17 protein-coding genes are annotated in these 19,829 nt (G+C 58.9%); 8 read left to right on the forward strand and 9 right to left on the reverse strand.

Translation table 11 applies throughout. From position 1 onward, the window contains the following. Positions 1-167 precede the first annotated feature (167 nt). Positions 168-1,418 carry an IS110 family RNA-guided transposase gene (locus ACZ5K9_RS10400; RefSeq protein WP_464271267.1) on the forward strand — a complete coding sequence of 417 codons (1,251 nt, stop codon included), beginning with the start codon at positions 168-170 and terminating at the stop codon, positions 1,416-1,418. Positions 1,419-1,623: 205 nt separating this feature from the next. Here ACZ5K9_RS10400 and ACZ5K9_RS10405 read toward each other — a convergent pair whose 3' ends face one another. From ACZ5K9_RS10405 to ACZ5K9_RS10415, 3 genes are all read right to left on the reverse strand, one after another. Beyond that, the gene (locus tag ACZ5K9_RS10405; protein WP_464271268.1) at positions 1,624-2,820 is read right to left on the reverse strand and encodes an SPL family radical SAM protein; all 1,197 of its coding nucleotides are present in this window, start codon (positions 2,818-2,820) and stop codon (positions 1,624-1,626) included. An 82-nt stretch (positions 2,821-2,902) separates the two neighbouring features. After that, positions 2,903-3,925 (reverse strand): hypothetical protein, encoded by a 1,023-nt coding sequence (locus tag ACZ5K9_RS10410; protein ID WP_464271269.1) that lies wholly within the window; start codon positions 3,923-3,925, stop codon positions 2,903-2,905. Between the two features lie 6 nt (positions 3,926-3,931). After that, complete coding sequence (locus tag ACZ5K9_RS10415; RefSeq protein WP_464271270.1) at positions 3,932-4,831, reverse strand: phosphoribosylaminoimidazolesuccinocarboxamide synthase; 900 nt, start codon at positions 4,829-4,831, stop codon at positions 3,932-3,934. A 140-nt stretch (positions 4,832-4,971) separates the two neighbouring features. On the opposite strand from ACZ5K9_RS10415, the gene ACZ5K9_RS10420 reads away from it, so the two are divergent. The 3 genes from ACZ5K9_RS10420 (at position 4,972) to tilS (ending at position 8,926) form a co-directional block, all read left to right on the forward strand. Then, positions 4,972-6,297, forward strand: coding sequence for an IS1380 family transposase (locus ACZ5K9_RS10420; protein ID WP_464271271.1), 1,326 nt, complete (start codon positions 4,972-4,974; stop codon positions 6,295-6,297). A gap of 401 nt (positions 6,298-6,698) precedes the next feature. Further along, entirely contained in the window at positions 6,699-7,517 is an 819-nt protein-coding gene (locus ACZ5K9_RS10425; RefSeq protein WP_464271272.1) for a hypothetical protein, read from the forward strand. Beyond that, complete coding sequence (tilS, locus tag ACZ5K9_RS10430; protein ID WP_464271273.1) at positions 7,514-8,926, forward strand: tRNA lysidine(34) synthetase TilS; 1,413 nt, start codon at positions 7,514-7,516, stop codon at positions 8,924-8,926. Before ACZ5K9_RS10425 ends, tilS begins: the two co-directional genes overlap by 4 nt. Here the strand turns inward: tilS and ACZ5K9_RS10435 are convergent. From ACZ5K9_RS10435 to ACZ5K9_RS10460, 6 genes are all read right to left on the reverse strand, one after another. Continuing rightward, positions 8,923-9,255 (reverse strand): hypothetical protein, encoded by a 333-nt coding sequence (locus ACZ5K9_RS10435; protein ID WP_464271274.1) that lies wholly within the window; start codon positions 9,253-9,255, stop codon positions 8,923-8,925. The genes tilS and ACZ5K9_RS10435 overlap by 4 nt on opposite strands. 4 nt (positions 9,256-9,259) lie before the next feature. Continuing rightward, the gene (locus tag ACZ5K9_RS10440; protein WP_464273961.1) at positions 9,260-9,544 is read right to left on the reverse strand and encodes an acylphosphatase; all 285 of its coding nucleotides are present in this window, start codon (positions 9,542-9,544) and stop codon (positions 9,260-9,262) included. A 65-nt stretch (positions 9,545-9,609) separates the two neighbouring features. Next, positions 9,610-11,640 (reverse strand): NAD-dependent DNA ligase LigA, encoded by a 2,031-nt coding sequence (gene ligA / locus ACZ5K9_RS10445; protein WP_464271275.1) that lies wholly within the window; start codon positions 11,638-11,640, stop codon positions 9,610-9,612. Next, entirely contained in the window at positions 11,637-12,689 is a 1,053-nt protein-coding gene (locus tag ACZ5K9_RS10450) for a DUF1786 domain-containing protein (protein ID WP_464271276.1), read from the reverse strand. The genes ligA and ACZ5K9_RS10450 overlap by 4 nt, the downstream gene beginning before the upstream one ends. Positions 12,690-12,795: 106 nt before the next feature. Then, the gene (locus ACZ5K9_RS10455) at positions 12,796-13,521 is read right to left on the reverse strand and encodes a nucleoside phosphorylase (RefSeq protein WP_464271277.1); all 726 of its coding nucleotides are present in this window, start codon (positions 13,519-13,521) and stop codon (positions 12,796-12,798) included. 103 nt (positions 13,522-13,624) lie between these two features. After that, a complete protein-coding gene (locus tag ACZ5K9_RS10460) occupies positions 13,625-13,897 on the reverse strand; it encodes an HU family DNA-binding protein (RefSeq protein WP_464271278.1) in 273 nt (90 codons plus the stop codon). A gap of 564 nt (positions 13,898-14,461) precedes the next feature. On the opposite strand from ACZ5K9_RS10460, the gene ACZ5K9_RS10465 reads away from it, so the two are divergent. The 4 genes from ACZ5K9_RS10465 to fmt all read left to right on the forward strand — a co-directional run bounded on the left by ACZ5K9_RS10465 (position 14,462) and on the right by fmt (position 19,823). After that, entirely contained in the window at positions 14,462-15,787 is a 1,326-nt protein-coding gene (locus ACZ5K9_RS10465; RefSeq protein ID WP_464271279.1) for a peptidoglycan DD-metalloendopeptidase family protein, read from the forward strand. Continuing rightward, positions 15,784-18,255: a replication restart helicase PriA gene (gene priA, locus ACZ5K9_RS10470; protein ID WP_464271280.1), complete on the forward strand. Its 2,472-nt coding sequence runs from the start codon at positions 15,784-15,786 to the stop codon at positions 18,253-18,255. The genes ACZ5K9_RS10465 and priA overlap by 4 nt, the downstream gene beginning before the upstream one ends. A gap of 111 nt (positions 18,256-18,366) precedes the next feature. After that, positions 18,367-18,879: a peptide deformylase gene (gene def / locus ACZ5K9_RS10475; protein WP_464271281.1), complete on the forward strand. Its 513-nt coding sequence runs from the start codon at positions 18,367-18,369 to the stop codon at positions 18,877-18,879. After that, positions 18,846-19,823 (forward strand): methionyl-tRNA formyltransferase, encoded by a 978-nt coding sequence (gene fmt / locus ACZ5K9_RS10480; RefSeq protein WP_464271282.1) that lies wholly within the window; start codon positions 18,846-18,848, stop codon positions 19,821-19,823. The genes def and fmt overlap by 34 nt, the downstream gene beginning before the upstream one ends. The last annotated feature ends 6 nt before the right edge of the window (positions 19,824-19,829 follow it).

A 19,829-nucleotide genomic window follows, 5' to 3' on the forward strand; every position in this document is an offset into this window, starting at 1 on the left:
ATGGTCCGTGCGCTATGAGCGCGACAAGGAGACTGACCCCTCGGCGCCCGGCCCGGAGCTTTGATTGCAACCTGCGGCACGACCGCGCAATTCAGGAGGCGAAGCGGGGCCGGCGCGTTGGAGGATTTCCCTCGCAGGTGGTAACAGTTTGCACATGGAGGTATGCGATGAATGGAGACAAACTGTGCGTGGGTCTGGACGTATCGAACGCGAAGATCGACGCCTCCTTTGTCGACCGTGAGGGGCGCACAGTGCGCCAACCTTCGACCTACGTGAACGATCAGCAGGGATGGACAGAGCTGCGGGCTGCCATCGTGTCGGCCAGTGCTCTGGTCGGCCCGAAGGCGCAGGTGGTCTGCGGTATGGAGTCCACCTCGAACATGCACAAGCGCTTGGAGCAGGCCCTGCGTGGCGAGAAGCGGCGGCAGGTCGAGGTGCACGTGCTGAACCCGCGGGCGGTCAAACACTTCGGCAAGGCACTGCTCAAGGACGCCAAGACCGACCGCCTGGACAGTCATCTCATTGCGCTGTTCCTGCTGCGGATGCAGCCCAAGGCGCAGGCCGTCCAGCCCGAGCTGTTCGAGGAGCTCAAGGAGGCCACGCGGACGCGGCGTCGTCTCGTCGAAGAGCGCACCGACCACAAGAACCGGCTCCACAAGCTGCTGCGCTACCACCTGCCGGGCTACCGGAAGGTGCTGGGCATCCAGACGTTTTCCAAGCGCCTGCTGGTCGTGCTTGCCGAGTTTGGCTCGCCGCACCTGTTGATCGAGCGCAGCGTCGAGGATCTGGCCGCGATGCGCTACGGCCCCAGGCACCGCGTGGGCACGGCCTTCGCTGAAAAGCTCCACGCCCTGGCGGCAGAGGCACCCTGTGCTGAGCTTGCCAAGGTCACGCGTATGCTCGTGCAGATGACGGCGCGGCGGATTCTCGACCTGGATGCCCTGCTCGTGGAGATTGATGGTGCCATTTCCGAACTGCTCGAGCGGGTCTTTCCCGACCAGGTGCTGACGTCCATCCCGGGGATCGGCGCGGTGTCGGCGGCGGCGATTCTCGCCGAGGTGGGCGACATCGCACGCTTTGAGACGAAGAGCGACTTCGTGGGCTACTGCGGTCTGTACCCGATTGTGTGGGAGAGCGGCGAGGCGAAGCGCCGCTATCGCATGACGTACAAGGGCAACCGGATGCTGAAGATGACGCTGCTGGTGGCCTCGGCGGCCGCCCGGCAGTACAACCCGGTCATCGGAAGCTTCTACGAGCGGTTGCGGGCCCGCGGCAAGACCAAGAAGGCCGCCGGGGGTGCCATCGCACGCAAGCTGGCGGAGCTGGTGTTCACATTGCTGGTACGCAACGAGCCGTGGTCGGCCCACAAGGCGATGCGCGGCATGCGCAAAGCCGCCGCCATGGTCAAGGCCGCGTAGAAACAGGTTGCGGGCGCTCCATGCCCCATTGGAGAAATCCTGACGCGCCGTAAAGGCCCGCAGGCGTACTCGAGGTCCCGGACCGCCCGCTTTTCTAGGATAGCACCCTATCAGTGGCGAGGCAACCTGGAGCCCGGAGCCCCCGCCGGAGGCACCCGTATGCCCATCGCCCGCGCTAATGGCGGCTCGTCGCGCACAGATCGTGTCAAGGGCGGCAAAGCCGGCGAGCGCAGCGAGCGCACCCTTGACGCGGGCGAGCACGACGAGACGATCCGTGCCGCGATGGGCCGGCGGCTCGCAGGCGCGGGCATTCGCCAGCACAGGAGTCAGCCCACACAGGTAATGTCGCTTCAGGGTTGACATCCCTTATTGCATCTCCTTGTCCCATGGACCCCACGCCCATGCGGACTCTGACGGCGTGATCCAGCATGGCGGGAAGACCTCCCTTTTCTTTAGGTTCCATGCCAAACACACGTTTCCAAATCCACGGCCCCTCCATGCATAAGTAAACTTGAAGGTGGGGGTCCCACCTCCGGATCTCGTCAACCATCATGTGGTAGAGTTCACAGCGGATGTCGCTGAAATAGCGCATCTTCCCGTCCAGTCCCCGAATAAACTCGCCGGTGGTGAGACGGCTTTGCGGGTGGAACCGTTGGATGACCGGTTTCAGATCGGGCATATACCGAAAAGCACCGAGACTGATCCAGACCACCCTGGCAGGATCGACGGCCTCAAAGAGGTGGTGCAAGGTGCGCCGGTAACCTTCCCTCCAGCCCGGATAGTCGATCATGGGATCAAAGTGGAATCCCAGGAAATAACCCCAGCGGGCGCATTGTTGCGCGGCCCGCAACCGCGCCTTGAGTGGAGCGGCACGGGACTCTTCCGACCGAATGATGTCCTCGGCGTTCAGAGACCACGAGACGAGGGTATGGCCCCGGTGGTCCAATTTTTCCAGCTGAGCCACATGGTCCGTTTTGGTTTTCAGCTCAAGGACGGCGTTGGGGATGCGGCCGAAAAGAGGGACGAGATATTCGGACAAGCCGGTCCAGGGGTCCAAAAGCAGGGAATCTGTGAATTCCCCTGTGCCCGCGCGGAAGAGGCGGTCTGGCGCCGAACGTGGCACGGCCTCGACTTCGGCCACGAGGTCGTCGATATTCCCGAAGATCCTGAGATTTGGGTTTTCGAAGTAAGCCTGCAGAATGCAATAGGTGCAATCCAGGCTGCACTGCGTGCCGATGTGAACAATCTGATACGCGCAGCAGTCGTAGATTTTCGTTCCCGGGCAGGTTCGCCAAAAGCGTCCCTTATAGTGGACGACTTCCAGAAGCCCCTTGATTTTTTGCGCATTCTGCGGGACTTCGTCGACGAAAGAAAAAGGAACGCCCGGAAGCGTCTCGCGCAATGTGCGCACCACCGGGCTTCGGGCGACGGACCGTTCGACAACAACGCGTGTGATGGGGTGCCGACGAGGGGAGGTCATAAAATCACGCAGAGGCACCGGGAGGAGGCAGACGCTGTGCCGTCATGTCCATGGGGAGAATGCGGTCGGCTTCTTCAAAGAGCGCGTGGAATCGGTCCGTTTCACAGAGAGCTTCCATGTCGTTTAGACAGAGGATCAATTCCGAGGGAGTGCGAAACCGCACCCTGAGTTCCCACACGTCTCCTTCCAAGAAAGGAGGCGGGACGAGCGAAACGGTCGAAGGCAAATGGAGCGCCGCAATGGATCGCTCCACGCGGATCATCTTTGCGGTCACCCGTGGGAATCGCCAGCGGCAGACCAGGTCTCTCACAGCGGCCGTCTTCTCCCGGCGGTTTCGTTTTTCATCCTTGAGAATGGCTTGCATTTCGGAATTTTCCACCAGCGCGTGCAGCGGAATCCCGTCCCGCTGGGCGATGTCGATGCATCGGTCCAAAATTTCCACCTGAAGGCTTGCCGTGCATCGCAGTACGAGGAGCAGTTCCAGAAAGGCTTCGCGGTCCTTTTCCGACAATGGGGCCAGACGCAGGGCTGCCTTTTCGGCAATGACGCCCTGAGCCAGGCCGGCAAGATGAGACGGGGGCCATGCGGCAACAGACCGCCATTGCTGAAGACTTTCCTCTGTGGGAGGGACGCCCATGGCACGACAGATCCTCAAGCGGAAGTCGTCTTCGGGAATGCGCTCGGCGAGCCGTGCCATAATCTGGGCCTTTTCCGCCAGGTTCAAAGGGCGGGAACACACTTTGGCCTCAAGTCGTAAGGCCAAAAGCCGCTTCGGATCAAACGATGGGGGATAGACCAAAGCGTGGGCCTCGGAGGTGTGAACCCGCAACCAGGACAGTCTCCGAAATCCATCGACGATGACGAAACGCCCCGGTGTCTTTTCCCAGAGAACAGGGGGATGAAGGAGGCCGACCGCTGCCAAGGATCGGAGAAGATCCTCATCGGGAACATGGCCGGGGATGGCGAACTCGTCATCCTCCCAATCAATTCCATGGAAAGGAATGCGAACGAGGCGTTGCGGCGTCATGGGTTTTCAGGCTCCCAGGGCGCGTCCCGTGAGGCGCTCCAAGGCTTCCAGGTATCGTGCCCTCGTGTTTTCCACGACGGGCTCTGGAAGTTCCGGGGGCGGCTGTTCAGGGGTCCAGCCGATTTCCACCAGGTAATCGCGGAGATATTGTTTATCAAAGCTTTCCGGATTTGATCCCGTCTGATACCGATCCGCGGGCCAAAACCGACTGGAATCCGGGGTGAGAACTTCGTCGATGAGGATCAAGCGGCCGTCCGCCACACCGAATTCCAGTTTGGTATCGGCGAGGATAATGCCCTTGTCCAGGGCATAGGCGGCGGCTTTCTCATAAATGGTCAGGGTCACGTCCCGCACACGGGCGGCGAGGTCTTCGCCGATCCGATGGACCATGTCCTGGAAGCTGATGTTTTCGTCGTGGGCGCCTTTTTCCGCTTTGGTGGACGGGGTGAAGATCGGTTCGGGGAGCTTTTCCGCGAGCCTAAGACCTTTGGGGAGGGGAATGCCGCACACGGATCCGGTCTTCTGGTAATCTTTCCATCCGGAGCCCACCAGATAGCCTCGCACGATGCATTCCACGGGAAGAGGTTCGGCTTTGCGCACCCACATGGTCCGTCCTGACAGGGTTTCGGCATACGGGGCGCACACGTGGGGGAAGACCTTCACGTCCGTTCCCAAAAGATGGTTAGGGACGGTCTCCTTCAAGAAATCGAACCAAAACAGGGACAGTTCCGTGAGGATTTTGCCTTTGTCGGGAATCGGCGTGGGCATGACGACATCGAAGGCCGAAATGCGGTCGGTGGCCACTATCAGCAGCGAATCCCCCAGATCGTAGATGTCTCGCACCTTGCCTCGCGATTTGAGGTTCAGCGCAGGGAAGTGGGTTTCAAAGAGCGGTGGTGTCTGCATGGCGTTCTCCTCAAAAAAATCCCTTAATCCGTGAAATAGCGCCTATGCATAAAACTATTTTACTTTAGATATCTCATTGGATTTACATCTCATTTATGCTATAGGGTCTCCTGTCACATTTTCACCCGGCAGGTGAACTCATGAAGAAAATTGAGATCGAACAATCTTCGAAGGCCTTCTACAGCGGACACGCGGGCTTGGCCCTTGTGGGGAATCTGATCAACGGCTACACGAGCCTGTGCGAGCAGTTGGAAAAGGAAGTTCCAGGACGGCCGATGATCTCGCACGCGGATGTGGTCAAGACCTACTTGGGGCTTCTGTGTCTGGGCAAGAGTGACTTTGAAGCCGCTGCAGAGGTCGCCGGCGATGACTGGTTCAAAGAGGCTCTGGACATTCAGAAGGTCCCTTCGCAAGAAACTTTGCGGCAACGTTTGGACAAGCACGCGAGAGTTTTCGAACGTCTTGCCGGCGCAAGTAGCGTAGAATTGCTTGAGAGGACCCAGGTTCCCGTGACGGCGCTTTCCACGGGGCACGTGCCTTTGGACATGGATGTTTTCTGCCTGGACAATTCCGACACAAAGAAAGAAGGGGTTTCGCGGACGTACCAGGACTACGACGGATATGCGCCGATCGGGGCCTACCTTGGCCAGGAGGGATGGTGTGTGGGCCTGGAGCTTCGCCCGGGGTCTCAGCATTCTCAGAGTGGATTTGTTGACTTTTTGCGTAAGGTGTTGGTGCATGCGCGCAAGGTGACCTGCAAGCCCCTTTTGGTGCGAACGGACGCGGCTCATGATGCCCTGGAAACGCTTGTGGAGCTTCGCCGACACCCCAAGCTGAGCTTTATCATCCAATGGAATCCGCGCAGGGCCGACGTCCTTTCCTGGCGTGATCGGGCCTTCAGGGAAGGCCGTGTGAGTGAGCCCCGGCCCGGCAAGAAAGTGGCGGTCTTCAGCACGTGGGTGACGCGACACCATGAAAAGAGAACCTATCGGTTTCGGCTGGTGATCCGGGTCACCGAGAGGATATGGGATAGCGAGGGACAAATCTTGATCCGGCCTGATATCAAGCTGGAGGGTTGGTGGACGTCGCTTTCCGTCCCTGAAGATGAAGTCATCGGGTTGTACGAGAAGCGGGGTCTGAGCGAGCAGTTTCACAGTGAGATCAAGTCCGACCTGGACTTGGAACGATTGCCGTCTGGAAAGTTTGCCACCAATGCGCTGGTGTTGACCCTGGGCGGACTGGCTTACAACATTTTGCGCATCCTGGGACAAAACGGGCTCCTGGGCCATTTTTCGCCCGTACGGCATCGGGCCAAGCGACGTCGCGTAAAGACCGTGATCCAGGAGCTGATCTATATGGCAGCGCGCGTGATCCGAAGCGCTCGTCGGCTGAAGCTCCAGTTTGGTCGGCATTGTCCCGCTTTTCACGCTTTTCGGAGTGTTTATCTGAAATTTTGCCCAGCGTAGGGATCGCCGCCGCAAAAGCCTGAAAGCTCCTCTGGCCATAAGGGGGTGAAGAGTGTCCGAAAATGTCTGAGATGGCATCGTCATGAGAGCTTTTCAGTCCTTGAAAAGGCGATGACCCGAAAAAGTGGCTGAATCAGGGCATCAATGAGCCTCAAAATGGGTTCCGAATCCATGCTCGTCAGTCCACCCAATCACACTTCACTGATTCAGGAAATCAAAATCTTCGTTGGGGCCGGCTTTGGTAAAGGGTTTTCTTATCACAGGCGCAGGGCACCGCCAATGGCGAAATAGAGATTTCGCCGCAGGTCCTTTCAAGGTTGACCCTTTCACGAGGGTTTTGGTAAGGTGCCTCAGATGGCAAAGAAGAGGACGCGGCAGAGGCTTAACGGTGGATGTTCACCATGAATGGAGAAGATCACAAGATTAGAAGAACCGCTGGTGGTGTGGCTGCTTTGTTCGATGATACGGAGCGCAAGGAACTTTTCCGAAAGTATGTCGTCTTTTTGGCCTGGCTTGAGGTGGCCATTTTTATCGGGTGCTGGCTCTACCAGTTGGGAACCGACGGTTACGACCGGTTCGGGCCCGTGGAGCGGCACTTTCCCTGGAAAGTCTATTTTCTTTTGGCGTTTCTGGCTCCGGTGGCCGTAACCTTCCTTTTGGGAACCATCGTGACCGGGTTCAACCGGTATTTTGCGGGCCACGGGAACGGTCACGCTGCGGAACCGACCCAGGAGGACCCTGCCGAGGGGCCGACTCCTGAAGCACAGATGACCAAGCCTGCAGCCCTAGTGGCGTGGCTGCAAAGACTCCCCTACCTCGGGCTGCTTCTGATTTTGGGGGCAGCCATCGGGGTTGTCTACCATTTGGATGTGGTGCTTCGGGTCGTGGGCGAAATCGGGGAACGGTCCGTGCGCATCGCGTTGATCGCTTGTGGGGCGTTGCTGGCCGCCGGCTGCCTTTTTGCGCTGGTGTTCCTCATCATGAACTACAAGCTGCGAAAGCGGTCCATGGAGTACCAGTTCAAATCGCAGGTCGCCGAGCGCTACGGGCTGGTCATCCTTGAAGACAACACGGTGCTGAACCGGGACGGCAAGCTGCTCGTGCGCGGCAAGAAGTGGAAAGACGCCATCCCCTTACTGGACGTCACCCCGGAGAGTGCATCGCGAACGGCAGCCCAGGAAGCCCTCCCGCAGGCTCCGGCACCTGACTGCAACACGTGACGGCCTGTCTTCACCCTTTCGAAACGAAAACCTTAGGGTTCATTCACACCCACCGTCTGGTGGAGCCCGCCCAGGTTTTGGGCGTCGCGGTTTCCGGCGGACCGGATTCCGTGGCGCTTCTTCGGGTTCTGTCCGCGCTGAAAACCAGTCTTTCCATTGAGACCTTGGTTGTCCTTCACTATGACCACGGCCTGCGCGGCGAAGACTCGACGGCCGATCGCCTGTTCGTGGAGCATCTTGCGGGTCGGCTTGGCTGTGAGTTGATCGTGGGTTGCGGGGACGTCCGGCAGTTCCAGAAGGATCGGCGCATTTCGGTGGAGATGGCGGCGCGCCAGTGCCGCCGGGATTTCTTCATGGACGTGTTAACCCGAGGGCGTGTTGACCGGCTGGCTCTGGGCCATACGGCGGACGATCAGGCCGAAGAGGTGCTCATGCGGTTATGCCGAGGCACAGGTCCTGCCGGCATGAAGGGGATGCGCCCCGCCACGCCGGAGGGATTCGTGAGGCCCCTTTTATGGGCGGGTCGTCAGGACATTGTCCGATATCTCACCGAAGAGAACATGCCTTTTCGGGAAGATGCCTCAAACCAGGAGGGATTCTGCCAACGAAATCGCCTACGACGGGAGGTTTTGCCGTTACTGGAGGAGATTTTTCACCCCGGGGTTCGACGAACGCTGTGGCGCCATGCGGAAGTGGCGGCCCAGGAGGAATCCTATTGGGATCGGCAGATCGACAACGTGTGGGCTCGTGTGGTGCGCTCCCAACACGAGGACACTGTGGTCTTGGACGCCCAGGAGATGGTGTCTCTTCATGAAGCCTTGTCCGTCAGGGTGTTCCGAAGGGCTCTGGAAGATTTAGGTCTCCCTGTCGGGATTTTTGCTGTGCATCTCAAGTCCTTGGAACGCCTTTTACGAGGATTTCCTTCCGGCCGACAAGTGGTTCTTCCTCGAGGGCTGCGTGCCGTGCGGGAAAGCGGGAGGATTGTGCTGACCAGGCGCCCTGAGGAGCCGCTCCCGAGGGTCCGACGGACGATCGCCGCACCCGGCTGCTTTGGGGTGCCCGCGCTTCGCGGGAAGATTCGGATCGAGCGAAAAGATTTCCCCGGCGGGACACCGAGCCCGCGCGATCCCGGGACAGCCGTTGTGGATGCGGAGAAGGTCCTGTGGCCCCTTGCCGTCCGAACCTTTGAGCCTGGGGACCGGTTTTACCCTTTGGGTGGGCCGGGATCCAAAAAGCTCCAGGACTTTTTTACAGATGCCAAAGTGCCGCGATCGGTGCGCGGCCGTGTTCCCCTAATATGCGACCGTGAAAAGATCTGCTGGGTTGTCGGGTATCGACTGGATGATCGGGTCAAGGTGACCGACCAAACCCGGACGGTTTTGGAAATCCAATGGACTCCACTGGATTAGCCGTTGCGGATAATGAGAAAATAGATGTTCAGCGCGAGCAGCCCCAGACATCCTCCGGCAAACGGTAAAAGTTTTTGCAGGGTGAAGGTTTCTCCAGAAGGCGGCAAGGTGTAGTGAAGCAGAAAAACAAATGCCACCAAGGAACAGGCCACGAGAAGGCTGCGGAAGGCCTTTTTCCAGACCACCCAACCGAGGAAAAGAATCACGGCACCCCAGAAGATCGGTTGATGGAGGATGGCGTTCCAGTCGACGTTCCGCAATGCCTCCGCGGCTTTGGTCATGTTGTATTCCTTCAGGAATGTGAGAACGGCGTTCCAGGTTTCTTTCATGGCTTCATCTTCCCGTGCGCACACTAAAATCGGTGAATTCCCCCTGGTAGGGTTCAACGTGAACATCCAGACCGTCCACGCGGCTTAAAGGGCTTCCTCGACGGCACCATTGGACCATGGCGTCCACGGCCTGAGCGTCTCCCTCGAACACCGCCTCGACCCGGCCGTCCGGGAGGTTGCGCACCCACCCGTTCACGCCGTGGGTTCTCGCAGCGTCCTGAGTGTAGGCTCTGAAGAAGACGCCTTGGACTCTACCCGAAATCCACACGTGCACGCGCTTCTTTTCCATCATTTTCCCTTTCTGCCTCCCGGTCACCGGACCCGGCCATCTCCCCCAACCCTCCACCGGCAGGCCTAAGGCAGCTGCTTCAAAAAAGTGTGCTCGTCCATGACGGCCACGCCGAGCGCTTTGGCCTTCTGAAGTTTCGATCCGGGGTTTTCTCCGACGATGACGATGTCGGTCTTCCCGCTCACCGAAGAGCTCACGCGAGCCCCCGCCCGGCGAAGCCGTTCGGTGGCCTCCTCCCGGGTCATGGACGCAAGGGTTCCGGTGAGGACCACTGTCTTGTCTTTCCAGAAGTCATCCGCGCCCTGCATGGAGACCGCCTGGGTTGATGTCCTCGGGCGAACCCCGGCTTCAAACAGGGAACGGATGGCTTTTTCGTTGTCTTCATTTTCAAAATATCGGCGGATACTCTCCGCAACTTTATCTCCAACGCCCTCCACGGCGATGAGATCTTCGTACCGCGCGGTCCGCAGCGCCTCAAAAGACGGGAATCGTTCGGCCAAGACACCGGCCAAGTACGATCCCACCAAGGGAATGCCCAGCGCGTAAAGGAAAGCCGCAAGTTCGGGCTCTTTGGAATTTTGAATGGCACGGATGAGGTTCCCGGCGCTTTTCTCGGCAAAACCCGGGAGTTTCAGCAGATCCGCTTCGCTGAGGCGGTATAAATCCGCCGGCGTTGTCACCATTCCGCGTGCCACCAAAAGATGGATGATCTGTTTGCCGAGACCCTCAATGTTCATGGCCTCACGACTGGCAAAATGGCGCAACGCGCCCTCGATCTGGGCCGGACAACTGCGGTTCATGCACCGGTGGACGGCTTCTCCCGTCAAACGGACCACAGGCCCCTGGCATGCGGGGCACCGGGTCGGCATTTCAAATCGCCGTTGCGAGCCGTCTCGCTTTTCCAGGATCGGGCGGACCACTTCAGGAATGACATCGCCCGCCCGCTGAAGAAGCACCACATCGCCGATCCGGATGTCTTTGCGTTCGATCTCATCCAGGTTGTGCAGCGTGGCCCGTCGAATGACGACCCCGGTCAAGGCGACGGGTTCCAGGTGGGCCACGGGAGTGAGCACACCTGTGCGCCCCACCTGGACCTGGATATCCAAAAGCCGAGTTTGGGCCTGATGTGCCGGGAATTTGAAGGCAACGGCCCATCTAGGGCTCCGCGTCTTTTCTCCCAGTCGCTGCTGCCAATCCAGGCGGTTGACTTTATAGACCACGCCGTCCACCTCGTAGGGCAGCTCGGGACGGCGCGCTTCCAGTTCTCGATAATAGTCCAGGGCGGCTTCCAGTCCTTCGCAGAGGCGGGATAAAGGATTGACCGGCAGACCCCATTGCCTGAGCGCGTTCAGAATGTCCCATTGGGTTTCGAACACGGGGCCTTCCAAAATCCCGATCCCATAGAAGTACGCCTTAAGGGGGCGTCGAGCGGTGATGGAAGAGTCCAGTTGGCGCAAGGAGCCGGCGGCGGCATTTCGCGGATTGGCGAATGGCGGCTCGCCGTCGGCTTCCCGCTGCCGGTTCAGGGCATGGAAATCTCTCCGGTTCATGTAGACTTCGCATCGCACGGTCATCACAGACGGGATTTGGGGAGCCCCCGGTGGACTGAACAGGATCCATGGAATCGCCCGGATGGTTTTCACATTGGGGGTCACATCTTCCCCACGGTAGCCGTCCCCGCGTGTTCCGGCCCGGGTGAGCCGACCGTTTTCGTACAAGATTTCCACGGCCAAACCGTCCATCTTGGGTTCCGCGGTGTAAACGATGGGACCGGATTCCCCGAGGAACTTTCGAATCCTTTGATGGAATTCGATCATTTCCCCTTCGTCCATGGCGTTTTCCAAGCTCAACATGGGAACGGGATGCTCGAACGCCTCGAAGGCGTCCAGAGGAGGAAACCCTACCCGAGCTGTGGGGGAATCCGGGGAGGCGAATTGCGGGTAGGCGGCTTCCAGTTCCTGAAGCTGCCGAAACAGTTGGTCGTATTCCGCGTCGCTGATCTCTGGGTCGTCCAACGCGTAGTATCGGTAGTTGTGATAACGGATGCGCTCCCGAAGTTCTTCGATTCGTTTTTGGATGTCCTCTTGGGTATTCATCCGGTCAGCTCTCCAAATCCGTGCCTCCACATGGCCGCTTGCAGCAACCCATAGCAGCCCGTGAGCATCATGTCCCCGAAGGGGGCGGCATAAAGGCTTTCGTCGCTGAAGAGGCGGCGTCGCTGTGGTCCGGTCACCAAGGTTCTTTCAAAGAGGCCTTCCCGTGGCAAAGCGCCGTAGGCGCATCCATGGCCGTTGTCATGAAAGACTTCTTCATGGGTGAGTCGCCCGTGGCGAAAGTCCATCAAATGTTTCATGATCTTTGGGGGGTCGAGAACCGCCGTGTGATGCTCGTAGATGGCGAGGACGTGAAAGTCCCGGACGAGTGCGGCGATGGTATGAAAATTCCCCACATTGATGACGGTGCAGCCGTGCGGATTCCACGCGCGCCCTCGGGGATCCGTGAGTGCGCCGAGGATGGCGGCGATGCCCGTATCGAGCACCAGGGCATGAGGGCATTCTGCGCGCACGGCATACATCCGCGTCATGAAAGGTGGGGGAGGCTCCTGAGCCAAAGCGCGGAGATCGCCGCCGCGGTTCAGGAAGTCCTGCCAGTATCGGAATCGGAAAAGGCGGTTGCTCTCTTTCGGAGAAAAGCCGTGGTCTTGAACGGCCACAGCCACGGTTTCGGGCAAATCCAGGTGGAACAACGCAAGGGCCCGACCGAGGCGATCCAGATCCAAATCCCGCATGACAATCTGGGGGAGGCCGTCCGGTATCGTGTCCGTAAGGGCGATCCCCATGGCTTGAACTCGGGCCAAGTCGTCATGAAACGTCAAGGCCGCTTCCGGAAGGGCATAGACCTTCAGGCCGGCCTGGAGATGACGCCGAACCTCCTGAGCGCACGGCCCACCGCCCATCGTCCGCCCCACAAGCACCACATCCTGTTTTTGTGCTCGAAAGGCCCTCAGCTGCGCGGCCACCAGGTGCGTGGGCGAAGGCATGACCATCTTGGCGGCGTTCTCTACGAGTTGTCCTTCATACCAACAGAGGATGTCCTGGGTGCCGCCTCCGATGTCCACGGCGAGAACGCCGCAGGGTGCATTCATGAGATCTCCTCCGTGACGTAGGGCAAGAGAATGCGCTGAAGTTTCGTTTCTCAAAAATACACGCGGTGTCATGTTGGGAGCAAGGGCTGAGGTGGGAGATTCCGGATCAGAACAGGTGCCGCAACAGTGTCGGTATGAGTTTTCGAGTTTCTTGAAATCGAAAGTCTCGGAATCCGTGACGCCATCGGAGTTGGGAGAGATCGTCGGAAACCACCAGCAGACCAGCCACGTCAATCTGACGGAATGCCGCCACCGTGAACAGGGCGGACATCTCCATATCCACACCAAGGACCCCGGCCCTTTGGTAGAAAAGCACTTTCTCTTCCGTCTCTCGATAAGGGGCATCGGTGGACCAGACAAACCCCCTATGGACCTTCACTCGCCGCTCGGACTCCAGAGCGTTTTCGAGACGGCGCACCAGCGCCTGTGAAGGTGTCGGGGACGTCGCCACGGGGTAATGGGCCGACGTTCCTTCTTCGGAATGTGCCCCTTCTGGAATGATGACGTCGCCGATGTTCACATGAGGCTGCAAAGACCCACACCACCCATAAGCAATCACGCGACGAACCCCCAAGGCGATGATCTTCTCCAGAACCAGCACTGCCTGAGGAGCCCCGAGCATGGGGCCGATGAGCGCCACCTCGTGTGCATCGCCTGAGCACAAGGCGACGTCGCTCAGAAACAATCGTCGCCCGTACGGGCTGCAGGGCCAGTGCGTTTTTAACAAGGCCACATCCTCGGGAGTGAACACGAGGAAGGCATCGGCAGGCAAAGGATTCTCTTTCCTGGACCGCGACGGTTCGATGAGTGCTCGGGTTGTGTATTGTTCCATAAACAAAGAGCCGGACATCAGGGCAGGGCTAATGCGGCAAAAGGAAAAAACCCGGCACACCTTTCGGCCTGCGCCGGGTTTTCTGGCCCCTGGAAGAAAAAAGTTATTGTAAAGCTTCTTTGAGCTTGCTGCCCGCCTTGAATTTGATGGTCTTGCTTGCCGCAATGGTGATGGTTTCACCCGTGCGCGGATTTCGGCCTTCTCTCTGGGCTCTTTCGGCGACACTGAACGTGCCGAAGCCCACCAAAGTCACTTTGTCCCCCTTGGCCAAACTGTCGGCTACGGCGGCCACGAAGCTGTTGAGGGCTTTCTCGGCAGCAGCCTTGGTGATTCCCGCTTCGTCGGCCATTTTGGTAATCAGATCCGCCTTTGTCATGCTCTCCTCCTCTTTTCAATTATGATTCCAGCCTGACCCTACTCTTGGCAACACACCAAAGGGAAGAATGAGATCGCTTGCCGGCACGCAATCCACGAGGGTTGAATATCCGTTGGTTTGCAGCGCAATTATACTGTCGGAAGTGCCCTTGGCAAGCCATAAATTGCCGAAAAGCCGCATGGAATCAAGTTTTTTTTGGAAACAAAACGTCGGACGGACCCGCCGGCCCGGCTGGCACAAAGATAAACTTGAAAAAACAATATCTTATGTTTCAAGGCCAAAAACACTGCGAGTGGACGACACCTCTTTCTTTTGACCGATTGAAACAGGCTGTGCTAGGTTTGAGCGCCCTAGAGAAGGGGCGAAAGGGTCTGGGAAATGTTTTTTCTCCATAAAGTGGAGAAAATTGTGGTCTGCTGGGCGGCGATACGGAGCGCAGTGAGGTGGTGCAAGTCCGGCGTCCGGTCTGTGGGCATTCCAGTCTTTTGGGAATCGTGAGCGGGCTGTTCTTCCGAAAACGAGGACGATGAAAATGGCGATCCCAGAGGCCGGTCCATCGGGGGGATGATGATCCGAGGCGCGGTGATTGCCGTATGGTGTGTGGTCGCTGGGCTGACGGTGTGGCATTTCTTGCCTGAACCGGTTCCAAAACCCCACGACACGGAGGCGGCCGTTTCCACGAAGCCGGCCATTCTCCAGGGAAGTCTGTCGGAGGCTTTTCGGGTCCCGGACGATGAAGACATCTTCGCGTTGGAACAAAGGGACTGGGACCAGTTTGAGCGAAAGACGTACGCGGTGAAACCGGGCGACAGCTTGACCCGCATTCTGGAAAGCTTGAACCTGTCCCCTCAGGGGATGGCGCCGTGGATGGCCGACGAAGTTTCAGAGTGCCGTCCCGAGCTTCTGAAACAGGGGGATGTGCTGGATATTGACGTGCTGAGGGCGACCAATGAGGTGGTCCGCATCCGCTTGAGGTCGGAGGCAGGGGGGCTGCGCCTTCTCTTGAAGCAGGGGGATGCATGGGTGTGTCGAAACCAGACCCCGGTGACGTTTACTCTCACCCAGGCCATCGTGGGCACCATTAGCGACAACCTGTACAACTCCTGTGTCCGGGAGGGCATGCCTTCAGAGCTGATCATGGATTTGGCCGACCTGTTTGCCTACGATGTGGACTTTACGTCAGATCTTCGGGCGGGGGATCGCTTTGCCGTGGTCTATGAGCTCACGGTGGGGGATGGTCGCCTGGTCAAGGCCGGTCCCATACGGGCGGCCCAAATGACGGTCTCGGGGCAAACCTACCATGCCTATTTCTATGAGTTTCCCGATGGCTTCAGTGATTACTTCGACGAGGAAGGGAAGTCGCTTCGGAAGATGTTTTTGAAAGCTCCGTTGAGCTACCGCCGGATCAGTTCCACATTCACCTACCGCCGATTTCACCCCGTGCTCCGCATCTTCCGACCTCATTTGGGCATCGACTATGCGGCTCCCGCCGGCACCCCTATAAGTGCCCTCGGGGATGGGAAGGTGACTCGGCTGGGTTGGAACGGCGGTTTCGGCCGCTATGTGGAGATTCAGCATGACGGTGTTTATAAGACATCCTACGGGCATTTGTCCCGCTATGCCGAAGGGCTCAAGGTCGGCTCTCGTGTGCAACAGGGAGACGTCATCGGCTACGTGGGCTCTTCGGGACTGGCCACAGGTCCTCATTTAGATTTCCGGTTTTATCAGGACGGCAGGCCGGTGGATTTCTTAAAAACGTCTTTTCCCAACGCCCGCTCCATTCCCAAATCGCTTATGGCCGATTTTCAGAAAAAGCAGCGCGAACTCGCTTCACGGCTCAGTGTCCCCACTGTGGCCGCCCACGGCTCGTCGAGGCCCGTTCATCCATGACCCCTTCGGATCCTGTCCCTCTGGCAGTGTGTGCCGTTTTTCGGGGGCCGGCCGACTGTTTGCACTATCATTTTCCCAGTGGGTTTCAGGGATCGGATCTCGTGGGACGACGAGTGCTGGTGCCCTTGGGGAACCGGGAAGCCGTGGCCCTGGTGGTGGCCGTCGAGGAGCGCGTGCCTGAGGAGGTCGCCGCAGGCCCGCTGAAAACTATTTCCGCCGTGGTGGACGAGGCGCCCATTGTTCCGGAAGACCTCATGGCGTTGTGCCGGTGGATGTCCCGGTACTACTTCCATCCGCTGCCATCGGTCCTGGAGGCGGTTTTGCCGTCGAGCCTCTTGGCCCGTCCCCAGAAGCGGTATCGCCTGACGGCGGAAGGGCGAACTGCTTTGACGGACGGTCCGACGCCGGAGCCGAGAACGGCCGGGGCCCGGGCTTTGGAACAGGCATTGGTGGAGCGAGGGGAGCTTCACAAAACCGACCTGGAAACGATGCCCAAGGGTTGGAAAGCTCATTTGAAACGCCTGGAATCCCGCAAATGGGTCCAATGGGACTACGCGTGGCCCTCTCTGGAACCCTCCGTGAAGAAGGAAAAGGTGGTGGTATGGAAACAGGATCCTTCGGAAAAACGGATGTCGGCGAGCCCGCGTTTGAGGCGTTTTTTCAGCGTTCTGCGGGATTCGGGGGGCACGTGTTCCCTCGCGGATCTTCGTCGCCACGTGCCTCAAGCGGGGTACTGGGTCCGCAAACTGACGGCCGAGGGTCTGATCCATTTGGAAGAGCGGCAGGTGCTCAGGGAATCTCCTTTGGCTCAGAACCTTGGTTCGGCACAGGCTTTCGAACTGACCCCCGAACAAAAGGCTGCCGTGGCAATCATGGCCGAAGCGGTGTCCACGCCGTCCTTTGCGCCGTTTGTTCTCTATGGCGTCACGGGAAGCGGAAAAACCGAGATTTATTTAGAGCTCGTCAAAAGAGCGGTGGCACACGGACGGACGGCCCTTGTGTTAGTCCCGGAGATTGCGTTGAGCACTCAGTTGGAGACGTTTTTTCGAGCGCGATTCGGTGAGACCCTGGCCGTGTGGCATAGCGGGTTGGCGTCGGGGGTTCGGGATGATCAATGGAGGAAAATTACGTCGGGGCGCACATCGGTGGTCTTGGGGGTTCGATCGGCGGTCTTGAGTCCTCTCAGAAACCTCGGGCTCATCGTAGTGGATGAAGAGCACGACAATTCCTACAAACAAGAAGAGCGCGTGCGTTATCACGCGCGCGATGTGGCCATCATGCGTGCCCGGATTACCGGAGTGCCTGTTGTCTTGGGTTCTGCGACGCCGTCTCTCCAATCTTTCCATCATGGGCGCTCGGGGCGCTACAGGCTGGTAACCCTGCTCAAAAGGGTGGAGGAGCGCCCTCTGCCACGGATTGACGTGGTGGATATGCGGCGTCACCGTGGGCCCTTTCGAGTGATATCCCCGGAATTGGCGCAGGCGCTGGAGGAGACGATCCAAGAGGGCGGGCAGGCCATGCTGTTTTTAAACCGACGAGGGTTCGCCTCTTTTTTCCTTTGCCGTGCATGCGGTGCCGTGCCCCAGTGCCCTCATTGCGCCGTGAGCTTGACCTACCATCAGAGTCTGGAGCGACTTTTATGCCATTATTGCGGGCAAGAAGAAGCGGTTCCAGGGGCGTGTCCGAGCTGCGCCAAAGGGGTGATGATGCCCTATGGATTCGGGACGGAGCGTGTCGAGGAGGAGGTCCGGCAAAAGTTCCCGCACGTGAAGACGTTGCGCATGGATCGAGACACCATGACCTGTTCGGCAAAGCTTGTGCAGACCTTGGACGCCTTTCGATCGCAGAAGGGTCAAGTCCTGGTGGGCACACAGATGATCACCAAAGGGCATGACTTTCCCAATGTGACACTGGTGGGCGTGGTCGATGCCGATACTTCGTTGCAGATCAGCGACTTCCGTTCGGGGGAAACCACGGCCCAGCTGCTTATGCAGGTGGCGGGGCGCGCCGGCCGTGGAGAAAAACCCGGTCGAGTCATTCTCCAGACCTATAACCCTCACCATTATGTGATTCAGGCGTCGGCAGCATTGGACTACGCACATTTTTGCGAGCATGAATTGGCCTCGCGTCGGGAGCTCCAATATCCTCCCTTTACGCGGATGGCTCGAATACTGGTCACGGGGCCGGACCAGAACGTGACCGTGCAGGCGGCCGGCGCCTTGGGACAGATCGCTCGACACACAAGAAGCGCCCTGGAGGTGCAAGGTATCCCGCTAGGGGTTTTGGGTCCTGCCCCGGCACCCATCCAGAAGCTGAAAAAGCGCTTCCGCTATAATCTTTATCTGAAAGCGTGGAGGGCGGAGGGTTTACAGACCGCGTTGGAAAGAATCCTTGATGAGGTTTCACGGGCCGAGATTTTTGCCGCCGTCCATGTGGCCGTAGATCGGGATCCGGTTTCCAGCCTTTGAAAGTCAGAAGCCCCTTTTCCATGTCTTGCAATTTCCCCATGAGACCATTACTGTGGTTGTGCGTGGAATGGTTTTCCGTTCTCGGGATGATCACCCATTTCGAGGTATATCATGGCTTTGTTGGACATCTGCATCTATCCGGATCCGGTACTGCGAGAGAAGGCGCGCCCCATCGATGCCGTGGACGGGGCGGTGCGCCAGCTCATCGACGATATGGCGGAAACCATGTACAACGCTCCGGGGATTGGTTTGGCGGCGAATCAGGTGGGTAGGCCGGTGCGGCTTATCTTGGTGGACCTTCAAAGAGAAGAGGACCCGCACGGTCTGATTGTGCTGGCCAATCCGGAGATCGTTCAGGCTGAGGGGCGGGTGGTCTGGGAAGAGGGCTGCCTCAGTGTCCCCGAGTTTTTCGCGGAAGTGAATCGATATGCCACTGTGGTGGTCCGCGGTCTCAATGCCGATGGAAGACCGGTGCAGATTCATGCCGAGGGCTTGCTGGCCGTGGCCCTGCAGCACGAAATCGACCATCTGGATGGGCGCTTGTTCATAGACTATCTCAATCCCGTCAAGCGAGATATTTTCAAAAGGAAATGGAAAAAACGGGCTCTCGAGGCATCGGCGTGACCACGGAACCGATTCGAGTCGTCTTTTGCGGCACCCCCGATTTTGCCGTGCCCACGTTGATGACGCTGCATCAGAGGGGAGCGGATGTCGTCCTGGTGGTCACGCAACCGGATCGGCCGAAAGGCCGCGGGCAAAAGCCTGTGCCGTCTCCTGTAAAACAGGTGGCCGACGAGTTGGGGCTGCCGGTGATTCAGCCGGATCGCATTCGAGATCCCGAAGTCCTTCGGCGGCTGACTTCCCTAGGGGCCCACTGCCTGATCCTCGTGGCCTACGGGCAGATTCTCCCGAAAGCCCTTCTCGAAGCCTTCCCCTTAGGGGCCTTAAATGTCCATCCTTCACTGCTCCCGAAATATCGCGGGTCGGCGCCGATTCAGCGAGCGATCCTTCACGGGGATTCGGAAACGGGAGTGTCCATTATGCTCATGGATGAAGGGATGGATACCGGACCGGTGCTGGCCATGAAGCGGGTTCCCATCGGTCCGGAGGACACCTTCGGCACCCTGCATGACACCTTGTCGCAGCTCGGCGCCGAGCTGCTTTGGGACACCCTTGAGAACTGGCGGCATGGACGGTGCCGCCCCACGCCACAAGATCCTGACGGCGTTGTGCCGGCCCCCCCTGTGCAAAAGCACGAAGCCCACGTGGATTGGAATGAGGAGGCCTTTTTTGTGTGGTGTCGGATTCGAGCTTTCGATCCGAGACCAGGGGCTTACGTCCTTCACGGGGCGAAAAGAATCAAAGTCTTCAATGCTCGTTTGTCCTCCTTTTCCACGGGCGCTGCGCCCGGAGAAGTGCTGGGCCTCACGCGGGATGGTCTGCTGGTGTGCGCCGGGGACGGCGGTGCGGTGACCATCGGGACGCTTCAGCTGGAAGGGAAGAAGGCGGTCCCGGCAGAGGCTTTCCTCAGGGGCTACTCTCTTCCCCCGGGCTCGGTGTTCGTCTGACCGAGG

It is taken from the genome of Desulfosoma profundi, from assembly GCF_055387865.1.

What these genes read in the sequence shown, in the direction of transcription:
- ACZ5K9_RS10400 (WP_464271267.1), top strand. Translation starts at nt 168, where the DNA reads ATGAATGGAGACAAACTGTGCGTGGGTCTGGACGTATCGAACGCGAAG.
- ACZ5K9_RS10410 (WP_464271269.1), bottom strand. Translation starts at nt 3,925, where the DNA reads ATGACGCCGCAACGCCTCGTTCGCATTCCTTTCCATGGAATTGATTGG.
- ACZ5K9_RS10415 (WP_464271270.1), bottom strand. Translation starts at nt 4,831, where the DNA reads ATGCAGACACCACCGCTCTTTGAAACCCACTTCCCTGCGCTGAACCTC.
- ACZ5K9_RS10420 (WP_464271271.1), top strand. Translation starts at nt 4,972, where the DNA reads ATGAAGAAAATTGAGATCGAACAATCTTCGAAGGCCTTCTACAGCGGA.
- ACZ5K9_RS10425 (WP_464271272.1), top strand. Translation starts at nt 6,699, where the DNA reads ATGAATGGAGAAGATCACAAGATTAGAAGAACCGCTGGTGGTGTGGCT.
- ACZ5K9_RS10435 (WP_464271274.1), bottom strand. Translation starts at nt 9,255, where the DNA reads ATGAAAGAAACCTGGAACGCCGTTCTCACATTCCTGAAGGAATACAAC.
- ACZ5K9_RS10440 (WP_464273961.1), bottom strand. Translation starts at nt 9,544, where the DNA reads ATGGAAAAGAAGCGCGTGCACGTGTGGATTTCGGGTAGAGTCCAAGGC.
- ligA (WP_464271275.1), bottom strand. Translation starts at nt 11,640, where the DNA reads ATGAATACCCAAGAGGACATCCAAAAACGAATCGAAGAACTTCGGGAG.
- ACZ5K9_RS10450 (WP_464271276.1), bottom strand. Translation starts at nt 12,689, where the DNA reads ATGAATGCACCCTGCGGCGTTCTCGCCGTGGACATCGGAGGCGGCACC.
- ACZ5K9_RS10455 (WP_464271277.1), bottom strand. Translation starts at nt 13,521, where the DNA reads ATGGAACAATACACAACCCGAGCACTCATCGAACCGTCGCGGTCCAGG.
- ACZ5K9_RS10460 (WP_464271278.1), bottom strand. Translation starts at nt 13,897, where the DNA reads ATGACAAAGGCGGATCTGATTACCAAAATGGCCGACGAAGCGGGAATC.
- ACZ5K9_RS10465 (WP_464271279.1), top strand. Translation starts at nt 14,462, where the DNA reads ATGATGATCCGAGGCGCGGTGATTGCCGTATGGTGTGTGGTCGCTGGG.
- priA (WP_464271280.1), top strand. Translation starts at nt 15,784, where the DNA reads ATGACCCCTTCGGATCCTGTCCCTCTGGCAGTGTGTGCCGTTTTTCGG.
- def (WP_464271281.1), top strand. Translation starts at nt 18,367, where the DNA reads ATGGCTTTGTTGGACATCTGCATCTATCCGGATCCGGTACTGCGAGAG.
- fmt (WP_464271282.1), top strand. Translation starts at nt 18,846, where the DNA reads ATGGAAAAAACGGGCTCTCGAGGCATCGGCGTGACCACGGAACCGATT.